19 protein-coding genes are annotated in these 22,626 nt (G+C 73.2%); 5 read left to right on the top strand and 14 right to left on the bottom strand.

The genetic code is table 11. The features are described from left to right. Window positions 1-111: 111 nt before the first annotated feature. Genes ACZ56B_RS08140 through ACZ56B_RS08130 form a run of 3 tightly spaced genes read left to right on the top strand, consistent with a single transcriptional unit; the run spans window position 112 to window position 3,701 of the window. Window positions 112-627 (top strand): PadR family transcriptional regulator, encoded by a 516-nt coding sequence (locus tag ACZ56B_RS08140; protein ID WP_468787516.1) that lies wholly within the window; start codon window positions 112-114, stop codon window positions 625-627. Continuing rightward, window positions 624-1,373 carry an ABC transporter ATP-binding protein gene (locus ACZ56B_RS08135; RefSeq protein WP_468787514.1) on the top strand — a complete coding sequence of 250 codons (750 nt, stop codon included), beginning with the start codon at window positions 624-626 and terminating at the stop codon, window positions 1,371-1,373. Before ACZ56B_RS08140 ends, ACZ56B_RS08135 begins: the two co-directional genes overlap by 4 nt. A gap of 45 nt (window positions 1,374-1,418) precedes the next feature. Then, window positions 1,419-3,701, top strand: coding sequence for an FtsX-like permease family protein (locus ACZ56B_RS08130; RefSeq protein ID WP_468787512.1), 2,283 nt, complete (start codon window positions 1,419-1,421; stop codon window positions 3,699-3,701). A 15-nt stretch (window positions 3,702-3,716) separates the two neighbouring features. Here the strand turns inward: ACZ56B_RS08130 and ACZ56B_RS08125 are convergent, their stop codons facing one another. From ACZ56B_RS08125 to uvrC, 13 genes are all read right to left on the bottom strand, one after another. Next, window positions 3,717-4,667, bottom strand: coding sequence for a hypothetical protein (locus ACZ56B_RS08125; protein WP_468787510.1), 951 nt, complete (start codon window positions 4,665-4,667; stop codon window positions 3,717-3,719). Window positions 4,668-4,757: 90 nt separating this feature from the next. After that, entirely contained in the window at window positions 4,758-6,410 is a 1,653-nt protein-coding gene (gene pgi / locus ACZ56B_RS08120; protein WP_468787508.1) for a glucose-6-phosphate isomerase, read from the bottom strand. A 71-nt stretch (window positions 6,411-6,481) separates the two neighbouring features. Continuing rightward, the gene (locus ACZ56B_RS08115; RefSeq protein ID WP_468787506.1) at window positions 6,482-7,750 is read right to left on the bottom strand and encodes an MFS transporter; all 1,269 of its coding nucleotides are present in this window, start codon (window positions 7,748-7,750) and stop codon (window positions 6,482-6,484) included. 161 nt (window positions 7,751-7,911) lie between these two features. Next, window positions 7,912-8,247 carry an RNA polymerase-binding protein RbpA gene (locus tag ACZ56B_RS08110; RefSeq protein WP_119105043.1) on the bottom strand — a complete coding sequence of 112 codons (336 nt, stop codon included), beginning with the start codon at window positions 8,245-8,247 and terminating at the stop codon, window positions 7,912-7,914. Between the two features lie 221 nt (window positions 8,248-8,468). After that, window positions 8,469-8,696 (bottom strand): preprotein translocase subunit SecG, encoded by a 228-nt coding sequence (gene secG / locus ACZ56B_RS08105; RefSeq protein ID WP_468787540.1) that lies wholly within the window; start codon window positions 8,694-8,696, stop codon window positions 8,469-8,471. 101 nt (window positions 8,697-8,797) lie between these two features. Next, window positions 8,798-9,574: a triose-phosphate isomerase gene (gene tpiA / locus ACZ56B_RS08100; RefSeq protein ID WP_468787504.1), complete on the bottom strand. Its 777-nt coding sequence runs from the start codon at window positions 9,572-9,574 to the stop codon at window positions 8,798-8,800. 6 nt (window positions 9,575-9,580) lie between these two features. Further along, on the bottom strand, window positions 9,581-10,792 hold the full coding sequence (locus ACZ56B_RS08095; RefSeq protein WP_468787502.1) for a phosphoglycerate kinase: 1,212 nt from the start codon (window positions 10,790-10,792) through the stop codon (window positions 9,581-9,583). A 144-nt stretch (window positions 10,793-10,936) separates the two neighbouring features. Beyond that, window positions 10,937-11,944: a type I glyceraldehyde-3-phosphate dehydrogenase gene (gene gap, locus ACZ56B_RS08090; protein WP_468787500.1), complete on the bottom strand. Its 1,008-nt coding sequence runs from the start codon at window positions 11,942-11,944 to the stop codon at window positions 10,937-10,939. Window positions 11,945-12,182: 238 nt separating this feature from the next. Next, window positions 12,183-15,137 carry a M14 family metallopeptidase gene (locus ACZ56B_RS08085; protein ID WP_468787498.1) on the bottom strand — a complete coding sequence of 985 codons (2,955 nt, stop codon included), beginning with the start codon at window positions 15,135-15,137 and terminating at the stop codon, window positions 12,183-12,185. 155 nt (window positions 15,138-15,292) lie between these two features. Continuing rightward, window positions 15,293-16,282, bottom strand: coding sequence for a DNA-binding protein WhiA (gene whiA / locus ACZ56B_RS08080; protein ID WP_468787496.1), 990 nt, complete (start codon window positions 16,280-16,282; stop codon window positions 15,293-15,295). Beyond that, a complete protein-coding gene (locus ACZ56B_RS08075) occupies window positions 16,273-17,340 on the bottom strand; it encodes a gluconeogenesis factor YvcK family protein (RefSeq protein ID WP_468787494.1) in 1,068 nt (355 codons plus the stop codon). The genes whiA and ACZ56B_RS08075 overlap by 10 nt, the downstream gene beginning before the upstream one ends. Beyond that, window positions 17,337-18,341: an RNase adapter RapZ gene (gene rapZ, locus ACZ56B_RS08070; protein WP_468787492.1), complete on the bottom strand. Its 1,005-nt coding sequence runs from the start codon at window positions 18,339-18,341 to the stop codon at window positions 17,337-17,339. Before rapZ ends, ACZ56B_RS08075 begins: the two co-directional genes overlap by 4 nt. After that, complete coding sequence (uvrC, locus tag ACZ56B_RS08065; RefSeq protein ID WP_468787490.1) at window positions 18,338-20,425, bottom strand: excinuclease ABC subunit UvrC; 2,088 nt, start codon at window positions 20,423-20,425, stop codon at window positions 18,338-18,340. The genes rapZ and uvrC overlap by 4 nt, the downstream gene beginning before the upstream one ends. A gap of 162 nt (window positions 20,426-20,587) precedes the next feature. On the opposite strand from uvrC, the gene ACZ56B_RS08060 reads away from it, so the two are divergent. Further along, a complete protein-coding gene (locus tag ACZ56B_RS08060) occupies window positions 20,588-20,752 on the top strand; it encodes a hypothetical protein (protein ID WP_468787488.1) in 165 nt (54 codons plus the stop codon). A gap of 274 nt (window positions 20,753-21,026) precedes the next feature. Then, window positions 21,027-21,974: a hypothetical protein gene (locus tag ACZ56B_RS08055; protein WP_468787486.1), complete on the top strand. Its 948-nt coding sequence runs from the start codon at window positions 21,027-21,029 to the stop codon at window positions 21,972-21,974. Between the two features lie 54 nt (window positions 21,975-22,028). On the opposite strand, the gene ACZ56B_RS08050 is transcribed toward ACZ56B_RS08055, so the two are convergent. Then, window positions 22,029-22,448: a Rieske (2Fe-2S) protein gene (locus ACZ56B_RS08050; RefSeq protein WP_468787484.1), complete on the bottom strand. Its 420-nt coding sequence runs from the start codon at window positions 22,446-22,448 to the stop codon at window positions 22,029-22,031. Window positions 22,449-22,626: the final 178 nt, after the last annotated feature.

Here is a 22,626-nt window from a genome sequence, read left to right as displayed (position 1 = left end):
TACACCGGCCCCCGGTCACCCTCGTCCGGGAGTCAGAGGCCATGTATACCTGTTAGGTATGCGCGATACTAGGGCCTGCGGCACATTACCCATGCGAGGAGGAGAGCACGAGTGCGGCTGCCCCTCCTGGCCCTGCTCGCACGCGGCCCGGCCCACGGCTACGAGCTCAAGCAGGACCTTGAGCAACTGCTGGGCTCCGCGTACCCTCAGCCGAACGTCGGCCAGATCTACGTCACCCTCGGCCGCCTCGAGAAATCGGGGCTGATCGAGGGCGAGGACGTCGAGCAGTCGAGCCGGCCCAACAAGAAGGTCTACCACCTCACCGACGCCGGGCGGGAGGCGCTGCACGCCTGGTACGAGGAGACGGCGGACGAGCCGCGGGTGCGGGACGAGTTCTTCATGAAACTGGCCCTGGCCCCGCAGACCGGTCTCGCCGACCAGATCGTCCTGATCAACCGGCAGCGGCGCCAGTACCTCAACACCATGCGGCAGTTGTCGAGGCTGGCCGCCGCCGAGGACCGGGACAACCGCATCGCCCACCTGCTGATCGAGGGCGCGATGCTGCACCTGCAGGCCGACCTCGACTGGCTGGAGCGGTGCCAGGAAGAGCTGGAGGGACTTCAGTGAGCGAGAGCACCGCTGAAGTGCTGCGTGCCGAGGGCCTGGTCAAGACGCACCACGGCGAGGGCGCCCCGGCCCGTGCCGTGCGCGGGGTCGACCTGAGCGTGGCGCGCGGCGAGTTCGTCGCGATCACCGGTCCGTCCGGCGCGGGCAAGTCGACGCTGCTGCACCTGCTCGGCGGACTGCAGCGGCCGGACGCGGGCCGCATCTGGCTGGACGGCGAGTGCACCGACGGCTACGGCGAGGCGCGCTGGGCGGTGGAACGCCGCAGGCGGATCGGCATCGTCTTCCAGTTCTTCAACCTCGTCTCCGACCTGTCGGTGGCCGACAACGTGGAACTGCCCGCCCTGCTCGCCGGGGTGCCGCCGAAGAGGGCCCGCGCCGAGCGCGAGGAACTGCTGGCCGAGCTGGGCCTGCGGGGCAAGGAACGGAGCATGCCGGGCGAGCTGTCCGGCGGTGAGCAGCAGCGGGTCGCGCTGGCCCGGGCCCTGGTCAACCACCCGCCGCTGCTGCTGGCCGACGAGCCCGCGGGCAGCCTGGACAGCAAGGGCACCCGCGAGGTGATGCGGCTGCTGTCCCGCTTCCACCGACGCGGCCAGACGATCCTGATGGTCACCCACGACGCCCGGCTGGCGAGCGCCGCGGACCGGGTGATCAGCTTCTTCGACGGGCGGATCGCCGACGACGCCCGGCTCGACGCCGCGGCACCGCGCGGCAAGGGCATATCCGGGGTCCTGGAGCTGAGGGACTGACATGCGGGCCTGGTACGACCACTGCGCGGCGAGGGGCTGAGGCCGGTGCGGGCGACCCTGCGCTGGGCGCACTCCGATCTGCGCACGCACCGCGGCGAGGCGCTGTTCCTGGTCCTCGCCACCGCGGGCATCGTCGCGTCCCTGCTGCTGGCCACGGCCCTGTTCGGGTACGCGACCAACCCCTGGCAGCGCGTCTTCGCCCAGGCGCGCGGCGCGCACGTGACGCTGCACACCACCACCGCCGCCGACGCCGGGGAGCTGGCCCGCCTGGACGGGGTGGAGTCCGTCTCCGGCCCCCACCCCACGGCCTCGGTCACCCTCGCCTCGCGCGGCGGCCGCGCCTCGGCCGAACTGCGCGGCACCACCGGGCGCCCCGACGTGGGCCGCCCGCTGATCATCTCCGGGCACTGGCTGGACCCGGCCGTCCCCGACGGCGTGGTCCTGGAGAGCCGCCTGGCCGGTGCCCTGCTGGCGGCACCCGGCGACACGCTCACCGTGCCCGGCACCGCGCGGAGACTGACCGTCGTCGGCGTCGCCGACAGCGCCGAGCCCCGCTACCGGCCCGGTGAGCGGCCGGGCCTGGTGTGGGCCCCGCCGTCGGCCGTGACGGCCCCGGACGGGCAGGTGGTCGGGCTCCGGCTGACCGACCCCGGCGACACCGGGTACGCCGTGCAGCGGGCGGTGACCGTGCTGGGGGCCGGGGCGATCGGCGAGGTCACCACCTGGCAGCAGGCGCGTGCCGAGGCCCAGGGGGACAACCGGCTGCTCGGCCAGGTGCTGGGCCTGTTCGGCCTGGGCGCGCTGATCGCCGCCGCCTTCGCCGTGCACGGGGCGATCGGCACCCGGATCCGGGGGCACCTGCGGGACATCTCCGTCCTGAAGGCGATCGGCTTCACGCCGGGCCAGGTCGTCCGCGTCTTCCTGGTCCAGCACCTGGTCTACGCCCTGCTGGGCGCCGTGGCCGCCGCCGTGCTCACCGAGGCGCTGGGCAGCGCGGTGCCGGGGCGGCTCGGCGAGGCGGTCGGCGTGTGGCAGGGGCTGCCCGGGCACACGGCCGCGCTGTTCGCGGTGCCGGTGGGGGCGGTGCTGTTCATCGGCGCGACCACCGGGCTCGCCGCCTGGCGGGCCGGCCGGGTGCCGCCGGTGCCGGTGCCGCGGCCGGCGGCCCTCCCGGCCGGCCGGCTCACGGGCGTGGCGCGCCGGGCGCTGGGGGCACGGGTGCCGCCGGCGCTGGTGCTCGGCTGGCACCGGGCGTTCACCCGCCGCCCGCGTTCCGCGGTCGCGGTGGCCCGGCTGGCGCTGCCGCTGCTGCTGATCGTGGTGGCGATGAGCGCGTGGACCACCCTCGACCGCTTCCACGGCGCTCCCGAGCGGATGGGGATGCCGACCGCGCTCACCGTCCGCGCCGACGCCGGGACGGCCGAGCCGGGGGTCCGCGCCCTGCTGGAGCGCGACCCGCAGGTCGCCGCCGCCTATCCGGGCGTGGAGGTGGCCGCCCTGGTGCCCGGCCAGACGGCCACCATCGCCCTGCGCGGTCTCGGCACCCACCGGGAGCCCTACCCGTTCACGCTGGCCGAGGGCCGTCCCGCGCGCGGCCCGGACGAGGCGGTGGCCGGGCAGGGCCTGCTCGACCTGCTGCACGTCCGGGTCGGTGACTGGGTGCGGGTGACCGTCGGCGACCGGCCGCACGTCCTGCACATCGTCGGCCGCAGCATCGAACCGGAGAACGCCGGCCGGACCATCTCCACCTCGCTCGACACCCTCCGCGCCAACGACCCGGACCTCCGGCCGGTCCTCCACCACCTCCGGCTGGTCCCCGGCGCCGACCCGGAGGCGGTGGCCGGCCGGCTGACCGAGGCCGGGCGCGGCCACCTCGACGTGCACACGGTGGCCAACCCGGCCGACGGGCTGTCCCCGCTGCGGGCGGTGGTCCTCGGGCTGGTCGTGGTCCTCGCCCTGATCGGGCTGATCGAGCTGCTGACGGCGATCGGCGGCACGGTCCGCGAGGGCGAGCGGGACCTGCTGGCGCTCAAGGCCATCGGCCTCTCCCCCCGGCAGATCACCGCGATCACGGTCACGGCGACCTCCGTCACCGCGCTGGCGGCCGTGCTCGTCGCCACGGCCCTGGGGCTGCCGCTGGCGCACTGGCTGATCGACGCCCAGGGCAGGTCGAGCGGCATCGGTGCCGGGATCGCCCAGGGGCCCTCTCCCGTGTTCCTGCTGCTGTTCGGGGCGGCCGCCGTGCTGGGCGCCGCCGCGCTCGCCGCCCTCCCGGCCGCGCGGGCGGCCCGCCGCCGCCTCGCGGACACGCTGAGCGCGGTCGCCTGAGCCGCGCCCGGCGGGTCAGCCGTCGTAGGGGTTCCGCGGGGGGTGCGGCGGATGCGGGGCGTGCGGGGCACCGCCCCCTCCGGGCGCGTACGGGTGCCGCGAGGCGTACGGGTGGCCGCCCGCCGTGGGGGCGGGCGGGCGGCCGTGGGGGTTGTGGGGGTTGTGGGGGTCGCCCTGCGGCGGTACGTGCGGCAGTCCCGTCGGGACGGTGCCCGGCAGGGGCGGGAGGCGCGCCGGGTGGGTGCCCAGCCGGATGCCGTAGCGCCGCTTCAGCCGGCCCGTCTCCAGCAGGGCGATGGCCGTGACCGTGACGGGTGCGCCCAGGACGAAGAGGACGCCCAGGGTGAGGCCGAGCCCGTGCAGGTCACCGGTGACGAGGTCCGGGATCGCCATCAGCCAGCTGGTGACCGCGGCGAGCAGGGCCGGCAGGGAGCGGTGCACGGCGGCCGTGCCGAAGAGGTTCCCGCAGACCCGCACGGCCCCGGCGACCACGAAGACGAGAAGCCACATCGCCGCCAGAAGGGTGACCAGGGACACCAGGAGGCCCCCCGCGGTGCTGCCCGCCTGCAGCAGCACCGTCATGCCGACGACGCCGCCGACGAACAGCAGGAGCAGCTTGAGGGAGTTGAACAGCGGTGTCCGCAGCTGCCGCACGGTACCGGTGCGCCTCCAGACGAAGAGCATCACGCCGACCGTCAGCGGGGTGAGGAACAGCAGCACCGCCGACGCGGTCAGCACGTTCTCCATCAGCTCCGTGAGGGCGAAGCCGCCCTCGACGAAGGTGTAGACGCCGAGCGACGCGACCGCTCCGGCGACGACCCGCAAGCGCTTGAGGCGCTCGACGGTCGGGTCGAGCGAGTCCGGTATCCACGCGGGGTGGAACACCGCCCGCGCGACCGCGTGGGGCCTCAGGAAGGACCGGGCCGTCAGCGCGCCGCCCGTCCAGCCTCTTCGTGTACCGGCCACCTGGTGCTCCCCCGGACGCTCGTCTCCATGATCGTCGGGGATTGTACGGGAGGCGGACGACACCGGGCCGCCCGCCTCCCGTACGGTGCTTCACCGCCGTCCGCGCAGCTCCCGGTAGGCGCCGACGAGGGCCTGGGTGGAGGCGTCCAGGCCGGGGACCTCGGCGCCCTCGGTGAGCGCGGGCTCGACGCGCTTGGCGAGGACCTTGCCCAGTTCCACGCCCCACTGGTCGAAGGAGTCGATGTCCCAGACCGCGCCCTGCACGAACACCTTGTGCTCGTAGAGGGCGACGAGCTGACCGAGCACCGACGGCGTCAGCTCGCGCGCCAGGATCGTGGTCGTGGGGTGGTTGCCCCGGAACGTCTTGTGCGGCACCAGCTCCTCCGGCACCCCTTCCGCCCGCACCTCCTCCGGGGTCTTGCCGAAGGCCAGCGCCTGGGTCTGGGCGAAGAAGTTCGCCATCAACAGGTCGTGCTGCGCCTTGAGTTCACCGCTCAGTTCCTCGACCGGACGGGCGAAACCGATGAAGTCCGCCGGGATCAACCTGGTGCCCTGGTGGATCAGCTGGTAGTACGCGTGCTGCCCGTTGGTGCCCGGCGTGCCCCACACCACCGGGCCCGTCTGCCACTCCACCGCGCGCCCCTGGCGGTCCACCGACTTGCCGTTGGACTCCATGTCGAGCTGCTGGAGGTAGGCGGTGAACTTCGACAGGTAGTGCGAGTACGGCAGCACCGCGTGCGACTGCGCCCCGTGGAAGTTGTTGTACCAGATGCCCAGCAGGCCCAGCAGCAGCGGCGCGTTGGCCTCGGCGGGCGCGCTGCGGAAGTGCTCGTCGACGATCCGGAAGCCCTCCAGCATCTCCCGGAAGCGGTCCGGGCCGATGGCGATCATCAGCGACAGGCCGATCGCCGAGTCGTAGGAGTAGCGTCCGCCGACCCAGTCCCAGAACTCGAACATGTTGGCCGTGTCGATCCCGAACTCCGCGACCTTCCCGGCGTTGGTCGACAGCGCCACGAAGTGCTTCGCCACCGCCGCCTCGTCACCGAGCGCGTTCAGCAGCCAGGTCCGCGCGGAGGTGGCGTTGGTGACCGTCTCGATGGTGGTGAACGTCTTGGACGCGACGATGAACAGCGTCTCCGCCGGGTCCAGGTCGCGGGTGGCCTCGTGCAGGTCGGCGCCGTCCACGTTGGACACGAACCGGAACGTCAGCGAGCGGTCGGTGTACGCGCGCAGCACCTCGTACGCCATCGCCGGCCCCAGGTCGGAGCCGCCGATGCCGATGTTGACCACGTTGCGGATGCGCTTTCCGGTGTGCCCGGTCCACGCGCCCGAGCGGACCCGCGTCGCGAAGTCGGCCATCTTCTCCAGCACCGCGTGCACGCCCGGGACGACGTTCTCCCCGTCGACCTCGACCACCGCGTCCCGCGGCGCCCGCAGCGCGGTGTGCAGCACCGCGCGGTCCTCGGTGGTGTTGATCCTCTCCCCGCGGAACATCGCGTCCCGCAGCCCGAACACACCGGTGGCCCGCGCCAGCTCCCGCAGCAGGGCCAGCGTCTCGTCGGTCACCAGGTGCTTGGAGTAGTCGATGTACAGGTCGCCGACCCGGAGGGTGTACGCGCTGCCGCGGCCGGGGTCGGCGGCGAACAGCTCGCGCAGGTTCGCCTCGCCGAGTTCCTCACGGTGCTTGGCCAGCGCGCTCCACTCGGGCGTCTGGTTGAGCCTGGTACGGCTGTCTGCGTTCATCTGGGACTTCAGCCTTCTTCCTTGCTGCCTGTGCTGCGTACCTGCCCCGCTGCCGGTTCCAACCTAGTTGATCAGCGGCGGACGTGGGCTGTCGTGACGCCGTCGTCCGGCGCGACGACGGGTGCGTCCGTGCGGTGCCCCGGTGCCAGCGCGGCGACGGACAGCACGAAGAAGCCGGCCGCGAGCAGCGCCGGGGTGTTCTCGCCCCATGCCGCGGCGACGGCCCCGCCGAGCAGCGCGCCCAGGGGCGCCCCGGCGACGGCGAGGGTGCGGTGGGCGGAGCTGACCCGGCCGAGCATTCCGGCGGGGCTGCGCTCCTGCATCAGGGTCGTGGTGTTCACGTTCCACACCATGCCCATGAACCCGAAGACCGCCAGGGCCGCCGCCAGGACGCCCAGGTTCCGTACCGAGCCCATGACGACGAGCGCGGCCGTCTGCGCGGTCCCGGCGAGGAGCACCGCCCGGGTCCGGCCGAGACGGGCGGCCAGGCGCCGGTTGACCGCTCCGCCGGCGAGGCTGCCGGCCGTGTAGGCGGTGAGGACCACCGCGTACCCGGTGTTCCCGGCGCCGAGCCAGCCGGTCACCAGGACCACCAGGGTGGCGACGAGGGCGCCCATGCCGACGTTGCACAGGGCGGTGGCGGTGCACAGGCCGCGCAGGGCCCGGTCCCGGGCCAGGGTGCGCAGTCCTTCGGCGATCTCCCGGCGCAGGGTGCTGCCCGCGGGTCTCGGCCCGCGCCCGGGCGCGGGGACGCGCAGGGTGGCGATCAGGGCGGCGGCCAGCAGGTAGGTGGCCGCGTCGACGGCGAACGGCGCGGCGGCCCCGGCGGTCAGCAGCAGCGGTACCGCGGGCCCGCCCAGCAGGCCGCCGGCGAGGCGCTGGCCGGTCATCAGGCGCGCGTTGGCACTGCCGAGGGCCTCCCGGCCCACCAGGGAGGGCAGCAGGGCGGTGGCGGCGTTGTCGAAGAGGGTCTGCAGGCCGGTGAGTACGAAGGCCAGCGCGATCAGCAGGCCGATCGAGGCGTGGCCGAGGCCCACGGCCACGGCGAAGGCGGCGACCAGCAGCCCCCGCAAGACGTCGACCGCCCACATGGCGCGCCGCTGGTCCACCCGGTCGGCGACCGCGCCCCCCAGCAGTCCGAAGACGATCCAGGGCAGGTAACCGCAGGCGGTGACGGACGCGATGAGCAGGGGGTCGTCGGTCAGGGTCACGGCCAGCAGGGGCAGCGCGGCGGTGCGCAGCGCGTCGCCGAAGCTGGAGAGCACGGCGGCGCTCCACAACCGTCCGAACCCCCCGCGCCACGCGGGCGCACGCGGCTTCGTCGACCCGGCCGTCGTCATCTGTCCCCCCGCACGGTTCACCCGGTGCACCGAACACCGGTGCACCGACCGTAGGGGGCGTCACTGACAATCGGTCCGCGAGCGGCCGGCCCGCGAGGGGGAAGCGGTGCCGGGCGGCGGTTCGGTCGGGTCCTCCGAGGTGCCCGGCCGACCGTCAACTCCTAGATCTCGCCCCGCAGTTTGGCGAGCGCCTCGGCGAGGATCGCCTCGCCGTCCGCATCGCTGCGCCGCTCCCGCACATAGGCGAGGTGCGTCTTGTAGGGCTCGGTGCGCGGCGGGTCCGGGGGGTTGTCGCGGTCCTGCCCGGCCGGGAATCCGCAGCGGGGGCAGTCCCAGGTTTCGGGCACCTGCGCGTCGCTCGCGAAACTCGGCTGCGTCTCGTGCCCGTTGGAGCACCAGAAGGAGACGCGCAGCCGCGGCGCGGACTCGCCGCGCTCTGCCTCGCCCATCGGCCCCGCCCCGACCCGGCTCCCCCGGATCGCGTTGCCACTTGCCACGGTCGTAACTCCCTGCGTGATGGTGCCGCGAAGCGAGTCGGCGTGCCGCTCCGCTGCGAGCGCCTCAGTCTACGTAAGGCCCAACGCGCGTCCAGTGTCCGGAGTTACCACCCCCGCGTCCAGACGCAGGCCCCATGATAGGCCGCGTCGTGCCGCGCGTACCGGACATGGGGCCCTGCGTGGGGAGCGCCGCGGGAAGGGGCGCGGAACGTCCTCCCGGGTCAGTTCACCTTCATCATGATGCCGAGCACGACGATGCAGGCGAACCAGAGCAGACCGACCACGACGGTGATCCGGTCGAGGTTGCGCTCGGCGACCGAGGAGCCGCCGACGGAGGACTGCATGCCACCACCGAACATGTCGGAGAGGCCGCCGCCCTTCCCCTTGTGCATCAGCACCAGCAGCATCAGCAGCAGGCTGAAGACGATCAGGGCGATGGAGAACCCCATAACCACGGCTGGACCAACTTCCTCGGATTCGGATGGACGACGCGGGGTCCAGCACCGGGCTGGACCCCGCAAGGGTACGACGGATCGCCGCTAGCGCATACTCACTGGTCGCGGAAGCGGACGATCTTGACGAACTCGTCCGCGTCCAGCGAGGCACCGCCGACCAGCGCGCCGTCGATGTCGGCCTGCGCCATGATCTCGGCGACGTTGCCGGACTTGACCGAGCCGCCGTACTGGATGCGGACCTTGTCGGCCAGCTCCTGCGAGTACAGCTCGGCGACCTTGCCGCGGACGGCGGCGCAGACCTCCTGGGCGTCCTCGGCGCCGCAGACCTTGCCGGTGCCGATGGCCCAGACGGGCTCGTAGGCGATCACGATCGACTCGGCCTGCTCGGCCGGGAGGTCCTTCAGGCCGCCCTCGACCTGGGCGAGGGTGTGGGGGACGTGGTTGCCCGCCTCGCGGACCTCCAGCTCCTCGCCGACGCAGAGGATGGGGGTGATGCCGTGCTTGTAGGCGGCCTTGACCTTGGCGTTCACGAGGTCGTCGGTCTCGCCGTGGTACTGGCGGCGCTCGGAGTGGCCGATCGCGACGTAGGTGCACTTCAGCTTGGCCAGCATGGGGCCGGAGATCTCGCCGGTGTAGGCGCCGCCGTCGTGCGCCGAGATGTCCTGGGCGCCGTACTTGATCTTCAGCTTGTCGCCCTCGACGAGGGTCTGCACGGAGCGCAGGTCGGTGAAGGGCGGCAGGACGGCGACCTCGACGTCCTCGTAGTCCTTGTCGGCCAGGGCGAAGGCGAGCTTCTGGACGTGGGCGATGGCCTCGAGGTGGTTGAGGTTCATCTTCCAGTTGCCCGCCATCAGCGGCGTACGGGTGCTCATTGAGGGTCAGTCCTCCAGTGCGGCGAGGCCGGGGAGCGTCTTGCCCTCGAGGTATTCGAGGGAGGCGCCGCCTCCGGTCGAGATGTGGCCGAATGCCTGCTCGTCGAAGCCCAGGGTACGGACGGCCGCGGCGGAGTCGCCGCCGCCGACCACGGTGAAGCCCGGGGAGTCGAGGAGGGCCTGGGCGACCGCCTTGGTGCCCTCGGCGTAGTCGGGGTGCTCGAAGACGCCCATGGGGCCGTTCCAGAAGACGGTGGCCGCGTCGGCGAGCTTCGAGGCGTACAGCTTGCGGGTCTCGGGGCCGATGTCCAGGCCCTGCTGGTCGGCCGGGATGGCGTCCGCGGCGACCGTGGCGGGGTGGGCCGGCGCCTTGGTCCCCATGTCGGGGAACTCGGCCGCGACCAGCGTGTCGACCGGCAGGACCAGCTCGACGCCGCTCTTCTCGGCGCGCTCCAGGTACTCGCGGACGGCGGGGAGCTGGTCCTCCTGCAGGAGCGACTTGCCGATCTCGTGGCCCTTGGCCTTGAGGAAGGTGTACGCCATGCCGCCGCCGATGAGGAGCCGGTCGGCCTTGCCGAGCAGCTGGTCGATGACGGCGAGCTTGTCGGAGACCTTGGCGCCGCCGAGGGCGACGACGTAGGGCCGCTCGACGTTCTCGGTGAGCTTCTCCAGGACGCCGACCTCGGTGGCGATGAGGTACCCGGCGTAGTGCGGCAGGCGGGCCGGGAGGTCGAAGACCGAGGCGTGCTTGCGGTGCACCGCGCCGAAGCCGTCGCCGACGTAGACGTCGGCGAGGGCGGCGAGCCGGTCGGCGAAGGCGCCGCGCTCGGCGTCGTCCTTGCTGGTCTCACCGGCGTTGAAGCGCAGGTTCTCGACGACGGCGACCTGCCCGTCGGTGAGGCCGGCGACGGTGGAGGCGGCGGACTCGCCGACGGTGTCCGTCGCGAAGGCCACGTCGGCGCCGAGGAGTTCGCCGAGGCGCGCGGCGGCCGGGGCGAGGGAGAAGGCGGGGTCCGGGGCGCCCTTGGGGCGGCCCAGGTGCGAGGCGACGACCACGCGGGCGCCCGCCCCGGCGAGCGCCCTGACGGTGGGCAGCACGGCGCGGATGCGGCCGTCGTCGGTGATGGTGGTGCCGTCCAGCGGCACGTTGAGGTCGGCGCGGACGAAGACCCGCCTGCCCGCGACCCCTTCGGAGAGGAGTTCGTCGATCGTCTTCATGGAGACTCCCTGTAGAGCTCGTGTTCGCTCGTGATCGCTCGTGATCGGAAAAGGACGACCGCTCCGATACGCGCGTCAGGGCCCGGACGGCGCGTTGCCGCACCGGCCGGGCCCTGCACTCATATCAGGCCGCCCGCTGACCGATCAGAGCTGGTTGCCCACGAAGACCGTCAGGTCGACGAGGCGGTTGGAGTAGCCCCACTCGTTGTCGTACCAGCCGAGGACCTTCACGTTCTTGCCGTCCTGGACCATGGTCAGGGACGAGTCGAAGGTGCAGGACGCCGGGGCGTTGACGATGTCGGAGGAGACGATCGCGTCCTCGGTGTACTCGAGGTAGCCCTTGAGCTCGCCCTCGGCGGCCTTCTGGAAGGCGGCGTTGACCTCTTCCTTGGTGACCTCGCGGGAGAGTTCGACCACCAGGTCGGTGACGGAGCCGGTCGGGACCGGGACGCGCATGGCCATGCCGTCCAGCTTGCCCTTGAGCTGCGGCAGCACCAGGGCGGTGGCCTTCGCGGCGCCCGTGGTGGTCGGGATGATGTTCTCGGCGGCGGCACGCGCGCGGCGCAGGTCCTTGTGCGGGAAGTCCAGGATGCGCTGGTCGTTCGTGTACGCGTGCACCGTCGTCATCAGGCCCTTGACGATGCCGAAGTTCTCGTCGAGCACCTTCGCCATCGGCGCCACGCAGTTGGTGGTGCAGGAGGCGTTGGAGATGACGTGGTGGTTCGCCGGGTCGTACTGGTCGTGGTTGACGCCCATGACGATGGTGACGTCCTCGTTCTTCGCCGGGGCGGAGATGATGACCTTCTTGGCGCCGCCGGCGATGTGCTTCTCGGCGTCTTCCTTCTTCGTGAAGATGCCGGTCGACTCGATGACGATGTCGACGCCCAGCTCGCCCCACGGGATGTCGGCGGGGTTGCGCTCGGAGAGCACCTTGACGGTCTTGTCGCCGACGGTGATGGTGTCCTCGGTGTGCGAGACCTCCTGCTTGAGGCGGCCGAGGATGGTGTCGTACTTCAGCAGGTGGGCGGTGGTCGCGGTGTCACCCAGGTCGTTGACAGCCACGATCTCGATGTCCGCGCCCTGCTCCAGCAGCGCGCGGAAGTAGTTGCGACCGATGCGGCCAAAGCCGTTGATGCCTACGCGGATCGTCACGAACCGATCTCCTCGTTGGTACGCCGGCCCGATGTGCCGGCGAGCTGTATTTGGGATGTCCCCGACCACTGTCGACCCTACCTCTCCGGGGCCCCGGCCGTGACATCGAGTTGCCCCATACCCGGCAGGGCGGTCCTTACCCGCCAGTAGGGTACGGACCGCCCGAACCGAAAGGTCTTTCTCCCTTTCTTTTCCCTCTTTTCCGCTACAGCGGGTCCACCTTCGTTGACGCTCCCGGTCATGCGTCGAGGGCGGCGAGCGCCTTCCTCATCAGCGCGGCCCGGTCGGCCGCCGAGGTCAGGTGCTCCAGGCCGAAGCCCAGCAGCACGGTGTCGTCGGTGGTGACCGCTCCGTGGGTCTGGAACAGCGTTCCGGTGCGCGCCCAGCCCTTCGGCACGGCGGGGCTCCCCGCGGGCGGTCCGGTGGCCCTCCAGGCCCCGAGCGAGGTCTCGAAGCCCTCGGTGCCGGTCGCGGTGGAGCCGACGACGAGGGAGGCGTCGTCGACGAGGACGCCGTGGCCGCCGCTGCCCGGGTCGGTGACGTAGGCGATCGAGACCTCGACGGTCCTCCCGGCGTAGGCGCTCAGGTCGAAGTCCACCCGCTGCCAGCCGCCGGAGGATCCGGTGAGGCTGTGCCAGGCGCCGGTGGTGCCGGTCGCGGTGCAGCCGTCCTGCGCCACGGTCAGGTAGTGCTCCAGCCAGGGGTGCTCACCGACGTAGAACCCGCCCGCGCACTCGGCGGGCACGGTGGCGCGGGTCGCGCCGCCCGCCTCGGGCAGCGTCGTCCAGTCGTCGGCACCGGCGGTGCGGGCCTCGACGACGACGTGGTCGTAGCCCGGCTCGGTGTCCCACAGCAGCTGGGCGCGCAGGGCGGGCTCGTCGGCCGCGTCGGTGCCGGTGAGGTCGATGGTGCGGGTGAGGCGCTTGTAGCCGTCGTCGGTGTGGACCGCGGCGGCCATGTACGAGCCCGCGTACGGGCCGTACGGGTTGACCGTGCCCGGGAAGCGCCCGGCGCCGGCGCTCGCGAACCGCGGGTGCGTCGCGGCGGGCAGTTCGTCGGAGGTGACGCCGTAGGCGCCGGCCTCGTCCAGCGGGTTGCCGGGCGCGTCGCCGAGCGCGCCGGAGAAGCCGTCCAGCCTCCCGGAACCGGCGAACCCGGTGACCCCGGAGACCGACGTGCGCGTGTAGGCGCCCAGGTAGTACTGGCTGAAGTCGTCGGACAGGGCGCCGCCGCCGAGGTCGACGCCGCCGCCGGCCCGCTCGCCCGCCTCGATCAGCCGGCCGCCCTCGTTGAGGAAGGCGCGCAGCTGGAGCTGGGTGGCGACGCCCGGGGTGCCCGCGCCGGTGTGGTGGACGACCGTGCCGAAGTGGCTCAGCACGCCGAGCGCGTCGGGCGCGCCCTTCTCGGCGACGTCCCAGACGGCCGCCTTCCGGCCGTTGGCCCCGAGGGCGTCGACGTACTTCCGGGCCTGGGCGGCCTTCGCACCCTCCTCGGAGACCACGAGGACGTCCGCGCGGGGCCGTTCGGCGACGGTGTACGTGAAGTGCCCGCCGGAGACCTTCCTCCCGCTCCCGGTCCCGCCGGTGAACCACACCTCGACCTCGTCGCCCGGCGCTCCGCCCCTGACCTCGGCCCGGTACTCGTCGAAGTGGAGGTCGTCCTCACCGCCGAACCGCTCGCCGCCCCTCCACGGCCGCAGCGCCACGTCGTGCGTACGGCCGCCGTTGACGCGGTACCTGAGCCGCTTGTCACGCACGGCCTTGCGGACCACGACGGAGACCTCCTGGCCACCGCCGCGGGCGTACGACGTCGGAAACGCGGCCGGGGTGAAGTCGGCGGCCTCCAGGCCGACCGCGGAGGACGGCCGGTCGGGGTGGGCGGCGCTCTCGGCGACGGACAGCGCGAACGGGACGTTCTTGGCGAACTCCTGCTGGATCAGCTTCTCGTCGTCGGGGAAGGTGAAGATCGAACGGCAGTCGCCGGGCCGCCACGCGTCGTCCGGGTCGGCGTTCGACGCCGTCTGGCAGGTCGACATCTCGGGCGTGAACATCGCCGTGCCGTTGACGTTGGCCGCGTGGCCGTCGGCCTCGCCGTTGGTGGTGTACAGCTCGGAGGAGAGCTGCGGGTGGTAGCCGGGGATCGCCGGGTTGTCCGGCGTGCCGGCGAGCGCCTCGTAGAGGACGTCGTCGGGGGTCGGGGTGGCGACCTGCCAGCCGACGCCGTAGAGGAGGAGTTCGGCGGCGGAGTGGTAGTTGATGCCGTAGGCGAAGCCGATCCGCTTCTGGAGGGCGTCGATCGCCCTGGTCTCGGGCTCGGAGCCGGGACTCGCGCCGCGGTAGGTCTGGCTGGCGGGGTGGGGGGACGAACCCTCGTCGTCGTAGCCCCACTTGTAGGGGAAGTTGCGGTTGAGGTCGACGCCGTCGCCGGTGCCGATGACACCGTCGCCGTTGACGTCCCGCAGGTTCTTGCGCCACAGGCGGTTGGCGTCGTCGGCGAAGGTGTGGTCGTAGCCGTCGGGGTTGGCGGAGAGGACGAACCACAGCTCGGTGGTGTCGACGATCTTCTTGATCCGCTGGTCCGTCCGGTAGTTGTCCAGGTAGTGGTGCATCAGCCGCCGGGTCATCTCCGGGGTGATCCACTCGCGCGCGTGCTGGTTGGACATGTAGAGGACGGCCGGTTTCGACCCGTCCTTCGTCCTGCCGGCCTTCCGGGTGAGCTTCAGGGCGAGGATGTCCTGGCCCCTGACCGTCCTGCCGATGGAGACGACCTTGGTGAGGTCGGGGTGGTCCCGGGCGGTGCGCAGGATCTCCTCCCGGAGACCGCCCTTCCCGCCGTACGGGCGGAAGACGCCCTCGGCGGCGTTCTCGACCCGGCTCTCCGCCCGGGCGGAGAGCGTGTGCTCGGTGAGGTCGACGCCCTGCTCCTCCAGCCGGTCGGCCTGCCGGTCGGTGAGGTGGACCTCGACGGTGGCGGTGCCCTCCCCGGTGATCCGCTCGCCGAGTTCGTGGGCGTCCTGTCCGGCCTCCAGCAACAGGGACACCTGCCGGCCGGTGATGTCGGCGCGGAAGACCTTGACCTCCTCCGCGCCGGGTGACCCGGGACTCCCCGGTTGTGCCCGGGCGGCGGGTGCCAGGCCCGCCGCCCCGGCCAGGAGCGCGCCGACGGCCAGGACCGATCTCGCTCTGTGTCTCATGAATCCCATGACCTCCCCCAGAGGTGGTCCGCCACGGCGGCGAACAGATGCCAGGCTCATGACACATGAGGATCGGGTCAAGGGCGCCCCGGCGTCCCGCGAAGGCCGGCGCGGGTCACCCGATCGGGCGTCCGCGCCGGTCTCCTGGCACGCCGTCAGCCGACGAGGTTGTCGGCGAACTCCTCGCTGAGGTTGGCCTCCGTGCCCGGGATGCCGAGGTCGGCGGCGCGCTTGTCGGCCATGGCGAGCAGCCGGCGGATGCGGCCGGCCACGGCGTCCTTGGTCAGCGGCGGGTCGGCGAGCGCGCCCAGCTCCTCCAGGGAGGCCTGCTTGTGCTCCATGCGCAGCCGGCCGGCGGCGGCGAGGTGCTCGGGGACGTCCTCGCCGAGGATCTCCAGGGCGCGCTGCACCCGGGCCCCGGCGGCGACGGCGGCACGGGCGGAGCGGCGCAGGTTGGCGTCGTCGAAGTTGGCCAGCCGGTTCGCCGTGGCCCGCACCTCACGGCGCATCCGGCGCTCCTCCCAGGCCAGCACCGACTCGTGGGCACCGAGCCGGGTGAGCAGGGCGCCGATCGCGTCGCCGTCGCGCACGACGACCCGGTCCACGCCGCGCACCTCACGCGCCTTGGCGCCGATCGACAGGCGGCGGGCGGCGCCGACCAGGGCGAGCGCGGCCTCGGGACCGGGGCAGGTCACCTCCAGGGAGGAGGAGCGGCCCGGCTCGGTGAGCGAGCCGTGCGCCAGGAACGCCCCGCGCCAGGCCGCCTCGGCGTCACAGGTGGCCCCCGAGACCACCTGCGGGGGCAGACCGCGGATCGGGCGCCCCCGGCCGTCCACCAGGCCGGTCTGGCGGGCCAGCTGGTCGCCGCCCGCGACCACGCGCACGACGTAGCGCGAGCCGCGGCGCAGCCCGCCCGGAGCCATCACGATCAGCTCGGAGCCGTGGCCGAAGATCTCCAGGACGTCCCGCTTGAGCCGGCGGGCCGCCATCGCGGTGTCCAGCTCGGCCTCGATCACGATGCGCCCGCTCACCAGGTGGAGGCCGCCGGCGAACCGCAGGAGGGCGGAGACCTCCGCCTTTCTGCAGCAGGTCCGGGTGACGGGAAGCCGGGAGATCTCGTCCTTCACCGCTGCCGTCATCGCCATGGGCCGATCCTTCCATGCATCCGAAAAATACGGTCGTACGCGGCGGCCAGCAGCTCCGGGTCGTGCCGGGGGCTTCCGTCGGGCCGGGCCACCGGCGCCAGCTCGACCGCGGCCCCGAACCGCTCGGCGGCGGCGGTCAGCGAGTCGCGGTCGGGTACGGCGGCCTCGTCGGCCAGCACCACGTCCAGGGCGAGTTTAGGGGCGTGTCGTCCCAAAACCTCCAAATGACGCTGCGGGGAGAAGCCCGCGGTTTCTCCCGGCTGCGGGGCGAGGTTCAGGGAGAGCACCCGCCGCGCCTTCGTCTGGAGGAGGGCGTCCAGCAGTTCGGGCACGAGCAGGTGCGGGATGACCGAGGAGAACCAGGAGCCGGGGCCGAGCACCACCCAGTCCGCGTCGAGGACCGCCTCGACCGCCTCGGGGACGGCGGGCGGGTCGTTGGGCACGAGGTGCACGGACTGCACCTCGCCGGGGGTGAGGGCGACGGTCGCCTGCCCGCGGACGAGGTCCACGTCCTCCGGGCGCCGGGGGTCGTGCCCCCTGACCAGCGCCTGGAGCTCCAGCGGCACCGCGGACATGGGCAGCACGCGTCCGTGCGCGCCGAGCAGCCGGCCCACCAGGTCCAGGGCCTGGACATGATCGCCGAGCTGCTCCCACAGGGCGACGATCAGCAGGTTGCCGACCGCGTGCTCGTGCAGGTCGCCCTGGGACTGGAAGCGGTGCTGGATGACCCGGGCCCAGGTCTGGCCCCAGTCGTCGTCGCCGCACAGCGCGGCCAGCGCCTTGCGCAGGTCGCCGGGCGGCAGGACGCCCAGTTCGTCGCGCAGGCGCCCGCTGGAACCGCCGTCGTCGGCCACGGTGACGACGGCGGTGAGGTCACCGGTGATCCGGCGCAGCGCGGCGAGGGAGGCGGACAGCCCCATGCCGCCGCCGAGCGCGACGACCTTGGGCTGGGCGCCCCGGCGGCGCGGTCTCGCGCCGCGGGTCTCGACCGGCCGGCCGGCGCGCCCCTCGGGGACCGCTCTGCGCAGCCGGCTCAGCCGCGGAGTACGTGGTGTCATTCCCGTCCCATGTCCCGGTGGACGACCACCGTCTCCACGCCCTCGGCGACGAGCCGGGCGGCGAGCCTCTCGGACATGGCGACCGAACGGTGCTTGCCGCCGGTGCAGCCGACGGCGACGGTCACATAGCGCTTGCCCTCACGGCGGTAGCCCGCGGCGACGAGCCGCAGCAGCTCGGCGTACCGGTCGAGGAACTCCTTGGCGCCGGGCTGGTTGAGGACGTACGACGCCACCTCGTCGTTGAGGCCGGTGTACGGGCGCAGCTCGGGGACCCAGTGGGGGTTGGGCAGGAACCGCATGTCCACGACCAGGTCGGCGTCGACCGGGAGGCCGTACTTGAAGCCGAAGGACATGACGGTGGCCCGCAGCTCGGGCTCCTCCTCGCCGGCGAACTGGGCGTCCATCTTGGCGCGCAGCTCGTGCACGTTCAGGCTGGAGGTGTCGATCACCAGGTCGGCGTCGCCGCGCAGCTCGCGCAGCAGCTCCCGCTCGGCGGCGATGCCGTCGACGATGCGGCCGTCGCCCTGGAGGGGGTGCGGGCGGCGCACGGACTCGAAGCGGCGCACCAGCGCCTCGTCGGAGGACTCCAGGAAGACGATCCGCCGGGTGACGCCCCGGGCGTCGAGGTCGGCCAGGGACTCGCGGAGGTTGTCGAAGAAGCGCCGGCCGCGGACGTCGACGACGACGGCGATCCGCGCCACGTTGCCCTGGGAGCGCGCGCCGAGCTCCACCATGGTGGGGATCAGCGCGGGCGGCAGGTTGTCGACGACGAACCAGCCGAGGTCCTCCAGACACTTCGCGGCCGTCGAGCGGCCGGCCCCGGACATGCCGGAGATGATCACCAGCTCGGGGATGGCCGCCTCGGGCGCCCCGGCCTTTTCCTTGCCCGTACCCACCTGTGCTCCGTCGTCCTGGCGTGTGTTCCGGGAGGTGTCGCCCTCACCGGATCCCTGCTGCTCCCACTCCTGCTGCGCCGTGGGCCCTGTCTCGTGCTCGGTCATGTCTCCTGCCCCCGTCGTCGGTCCGGGGCGCCCGCGGACACGGGCTCCCCGGGAGAACCCGTCGCCTGCCCGGGTTCTTCCACGTCATCCATGATCTCGCCCGTCGCCGTGTTCACGGCCGGGGCGGCGGGCGCCGCCGCGGCCAGGGCCGCGGCGACCGTCTCGGCCGTCTTGCGGCCTATGCCCGGAACCTCGCAGATCTGCTCGACGGTCGCCGACCGCAGCCTCCTGACCGAGCCGAAGTGCTTGATCAGGGCCTGCTTGCGGGTCTCGCCGAGGCCCGGCACGTCGTCCAGGGGACCGGAGCGCAGGCGCTTGGCGCGCTTGGTGCGCTGGTAGGAGATCGCGAAGCGGTGGGCCTCGTCACGGACGCGCTGGAGCAGGTAGAGGCCCTCGCTGGTGCGGGGCAGCACCACCGGGTCGTCCTCGCCCGGCAGCCACACCTCCTCCAGTCGCTTGGCGAGGCCGCAGACGGCGATGTCGTCGATGCCGAGCTCGTCCAGGGCCCGCCGGGCCGCCGCGACCTGCGGCGCGCCGCCGTCGACGACGACGAGCTGGGGCGGGTAGGCGAAGCGCCTGGGGCGGCCGTCGTCCTCGGTGAGGGTGCTCGCGGGCGGTTCGGCGAGGCCGCCGGGGGCCGGGCCCCCGCCGCCGTCCTCCCCCTCGGTCCACTCCCCCGTCCGCTGCTTCTCGGCGAGGTGGCGCCGGAAGCGCCGGGTGATCACCTCGTGCATGGAGCGGACGTCGTCCTGCCCGGAGAAGCCCTTGATCTGGAAGCGGCGGTACTCGCTCTTGCGGGCCAGCCCGTCCTCGAAGACGACCATGGAGGCCACCACGTCGTCGCCCTGGAGGTGCGAGACGTCGTAGCACTCGATCCTCAGCGGGGCGCTGTCGAGGCCGAGGGCGTCGGCGATCTCCTCCAGGGCGCGCGAGCGCGTGGTCAGGTCGGAGGCGCGCTTGGTCTTGTGCAGCGCCAGCGCCTGCTGCGCGTTGCGCTGCACGGTCTCCATCAGGGCCTTCTTGTCCCCGCGCTGCGGGATGCGCAGGGAGACGCCGGAGCCGCGCCGCCCGGTGAGCCACTGCTGGACCGGCTCCACCGGGTCCGGCAGGGCGGGGACCAGCACCTCCCGGGGGACCGCGTCGCCGGTCTCCTCGCCGTAGAGCTGCTGCAGGGCGTGCTCGACCAGGGCGCCGGTGGTGATCTCCTCGACCTTGTCGGTGACCCAGCCGCGCTGGCCGCGCACGCGTCCGCCGCGGACGTGGAAGATCTGGACGGCCGCCTCCAGCTCGTCCTCGGCGACCGCGATCAGGTCGGCGTCGGTCGCGTCGGCGAGCACGACCGCGTTCTTCTCCATGGCCTTCTTCAGGGCCTCGATGTCGTCGCGCAGGCGGGCCGCCCGCTCGTACTCCATGTCCTCGGCCGCCTGCGCCATCCGCTTCTCCAGACGGCGCAGGTACGTGCCCGTGCGGCCGGCCATGAAGTCGCAGAACTCCTCGGCGAGCCCCCGGTGGTCCTCGGCGGAGATCCGGTCCACGCAGGGCGCCGAGCACTTGCCGATGTAGCCGAGCAGGCAGGGGCGGCCGGTGCGGGCGGCGTTCTTGAACACGCCGGCCGAGCAGGTCCGCACCGGGAAGACGCGCAGCAGCAGGTCCACGGTGTCGCGGATCGCCCACGCGTGCGCGTACGGGCCGAAGTACCGCACGCCCTTCTTCTTGTGGCCGCGCATCACCTGCACGCGCGGGAACTCCTCGTTCATCGTCACCGCGAGGTACGGGTAGCTCTTGTCGTCGCGGTACTTGACGTTGAACCGGGGGTCGTACTCCTTGATCCAGGAGTACTCCAGCTGGAGCGCCTCGACCTCCGTGGACACCACCGTCCACTCCACGGACGCGGCCGTGGTGACCATGGAGCGGGTGCGCGGGTGGAGGTTCGCCAGGTCCTGGAAGTAGTTCGCCAGGCGCTGGCGCAGGCTCTTCGCCTTCCCGACGTAGATCACCCTGCGGTGCTCGTCGCGGAACCGGTAGACCCCCGGCGAGTCGGGGATCTCACCCGGTCTGGGGCGGTAGCTGGAGGGGTCGGCCATGTCTCACACCCTACTGGCGGGGGCCGACACCCCGGCGGGCCGCGGGCACGGACCGGGCGGGGTGTCGGTGACCCGGGTGGGTTACCACCGGCCGGGAACGGGAAGGTGGGGGGTCCGCCCTCGGGTGAGCCGCGGGCGGGTCACGAGCGGAGGGCTGGTCGGATGCGACGGACGCGGATCGAGAAACCACGACGGCCGTCCCGGGCCCGCCGGTACCCGGACGAGTCGTCCGCGCACGTCGAGTCCCTCGACCCGCGCGATCCCGACATCGTGCGCGCCAAGCGGCTGCGCCTGCTCCAGGACCGGAGCGGCCCCGGCCGCCCGTAGCGCCGCGGCACTCCGGACGAAAACCGCATCCCGGTACGGACCCCAGGGGCCGTCCCGGCCCCCGGGCCGGGACGGCCCCTGGCAGGTGTGCGCCCCCGTGGGGCGCCAGGTGTTGTCGGGGCTTGGTCAACACGCTTCAATGCGGGGGAACCCGGGGCTCCGAACGGCGGCGTACGGATGCGCGGACTCCGCCGTGCCGACGGGGGCGGGCCCCGGAGTGCCCCGTGCGAACGGTCTGACCAGCCGTTGTGGACATTCACAGAAAGGCCCCTGCATGCCGCACGCCACACAGCACGCGGAAGCCGTCCCCCCGGAACTGGACGCGGTCCTGCGCGGCGGCCCCTTCCACGTCGCCCTGAGGGCCGCGATCGCCGCGCGCGGGCTGCCGCTGCAGCGGGTCCAGCACCATCTGTCCCGCCGCGGCGTGCGGGTCGGCGTCACGAGCCTGAGCTACTGGCAGCAGGGGGCCCGCCGCCCGCAGCGCCCGGAGTCGCTGCGGGCGGTGCGGGCGCTGGAGGAGATCCTGCAGCTGCCGGAGGAGTCGCTGATCCGGCTGCTCGCGGAGGCGGACGGACACCCGGCGGACCGGCGCTCCGCGGCCCGGCCCCACCGCTCCCCGGTCGAGGCCCCGGGCGTCCTCGACCGGCTGCTGGCCGAGCTCGGCGCGCCCCGCCGGGGCGGACTGCAGACCCTGGGGCACCACGAGCGGGTCCGGATCGGCGCGCGCCGCGAGCTGGCGGAGCGCGAGTCGCACCACATCGTGCGCGCGCACCGGGACGGTGTCGACCGCTTCGTCGCCGTCCACCACGGCGGCCCCGGCTCCGTGCCGGACCGGGTGGCCGTGCACGCCCTGGAGAACTGCCGCACCGGGCGCGTGCGCCGGCACCGGGACACCGGTGTGCTCGCGGCCGAGCTGCTCTTCGACACCAGGCTGCGGACCGGTGACACCTTCCTCTTCCGCTACGCCGTCGAGGACGGCACGGCCGGGGCCTCGCGCGAGTACGTGCACCGGACCGACTCCCCGGGGGGCCAGTACGCGCTCCAGGTGTGCTTCGCCGCCGGGGCGCTCCCGGTGCGCTGCCACCGGTTCGCCCAGCACTCCGCCGCGGCCCCGCGCGGCGGCCGCCAGGAGCTGGTGATCAGCGGCCGGCACCGCTCGGTGCACCTGGTGGAACCGCGGCTGCGGCCGGGGTACGTGGGGATCGCCTGGGACTGGGAGTGACCACCGGGGTCACCGCGGGGCGGGGCGCCGGGTGCCGCCCGGCCCGTCTCCCGGTCAGGCCTGCGGCTCGGCGACGACCGTGCCGTTCCTCACCTCGACGGCCAGCGGCGTCAGGGGCGCCACGGCCGGCTCCCGCAGCGCCTTGCCGGTGGTGGCGTCGAACTCGCTGCCGTGACAGGGGCAGATCAGTCTCGTCCCCTCCAGCCTGTCGGCGGGGCACCCCGCGTGCGTGCACAGGGAGCTGTACGCCTTGAGGGTGCCGTCCCCGCCCCTGCTGACCACGACCTTGTGGTCCCGGTACAGCTTCGCGCCGCCCTCGGCGACCTCGCCCTCGGGGCCGAGCTCGACGGGTCCGGTCGGCCCCGCCGGGGTGTCCTCGGTCTTTCCGCAGGCGGTGATCCCCAGTCCGGCGACGGGGGCGAGGGCCACGCCTCGCAGGACGGTACGGCGGCTCGCGGGGGGTCGGGCGGACATGCGGTGCTCCACGGGTCGAACAGCGGTACACCGGGACGATACCCGGGGCGACCGCGGCGGCTGAGGGCGGGTGTCCGCGCACACGGTGGGCGCGGGGGGGGGGGGGGGGGGGGGGGGGGGGGGGGGGGGGGGGGGGGGGGGGGGGGGGGGGGGGGGGGGGGGGGGGGGGGGGGGGGGT

The sequence above is a fragment of the Streptomyces sp. NPDC034670 genome, assembly GCF_055574875.1.
The sequence above is the reverse complement of the archived record's forward strand: the minus strand, read 5'-3'. Positions and strand labels throughout refer to the sequence as shown.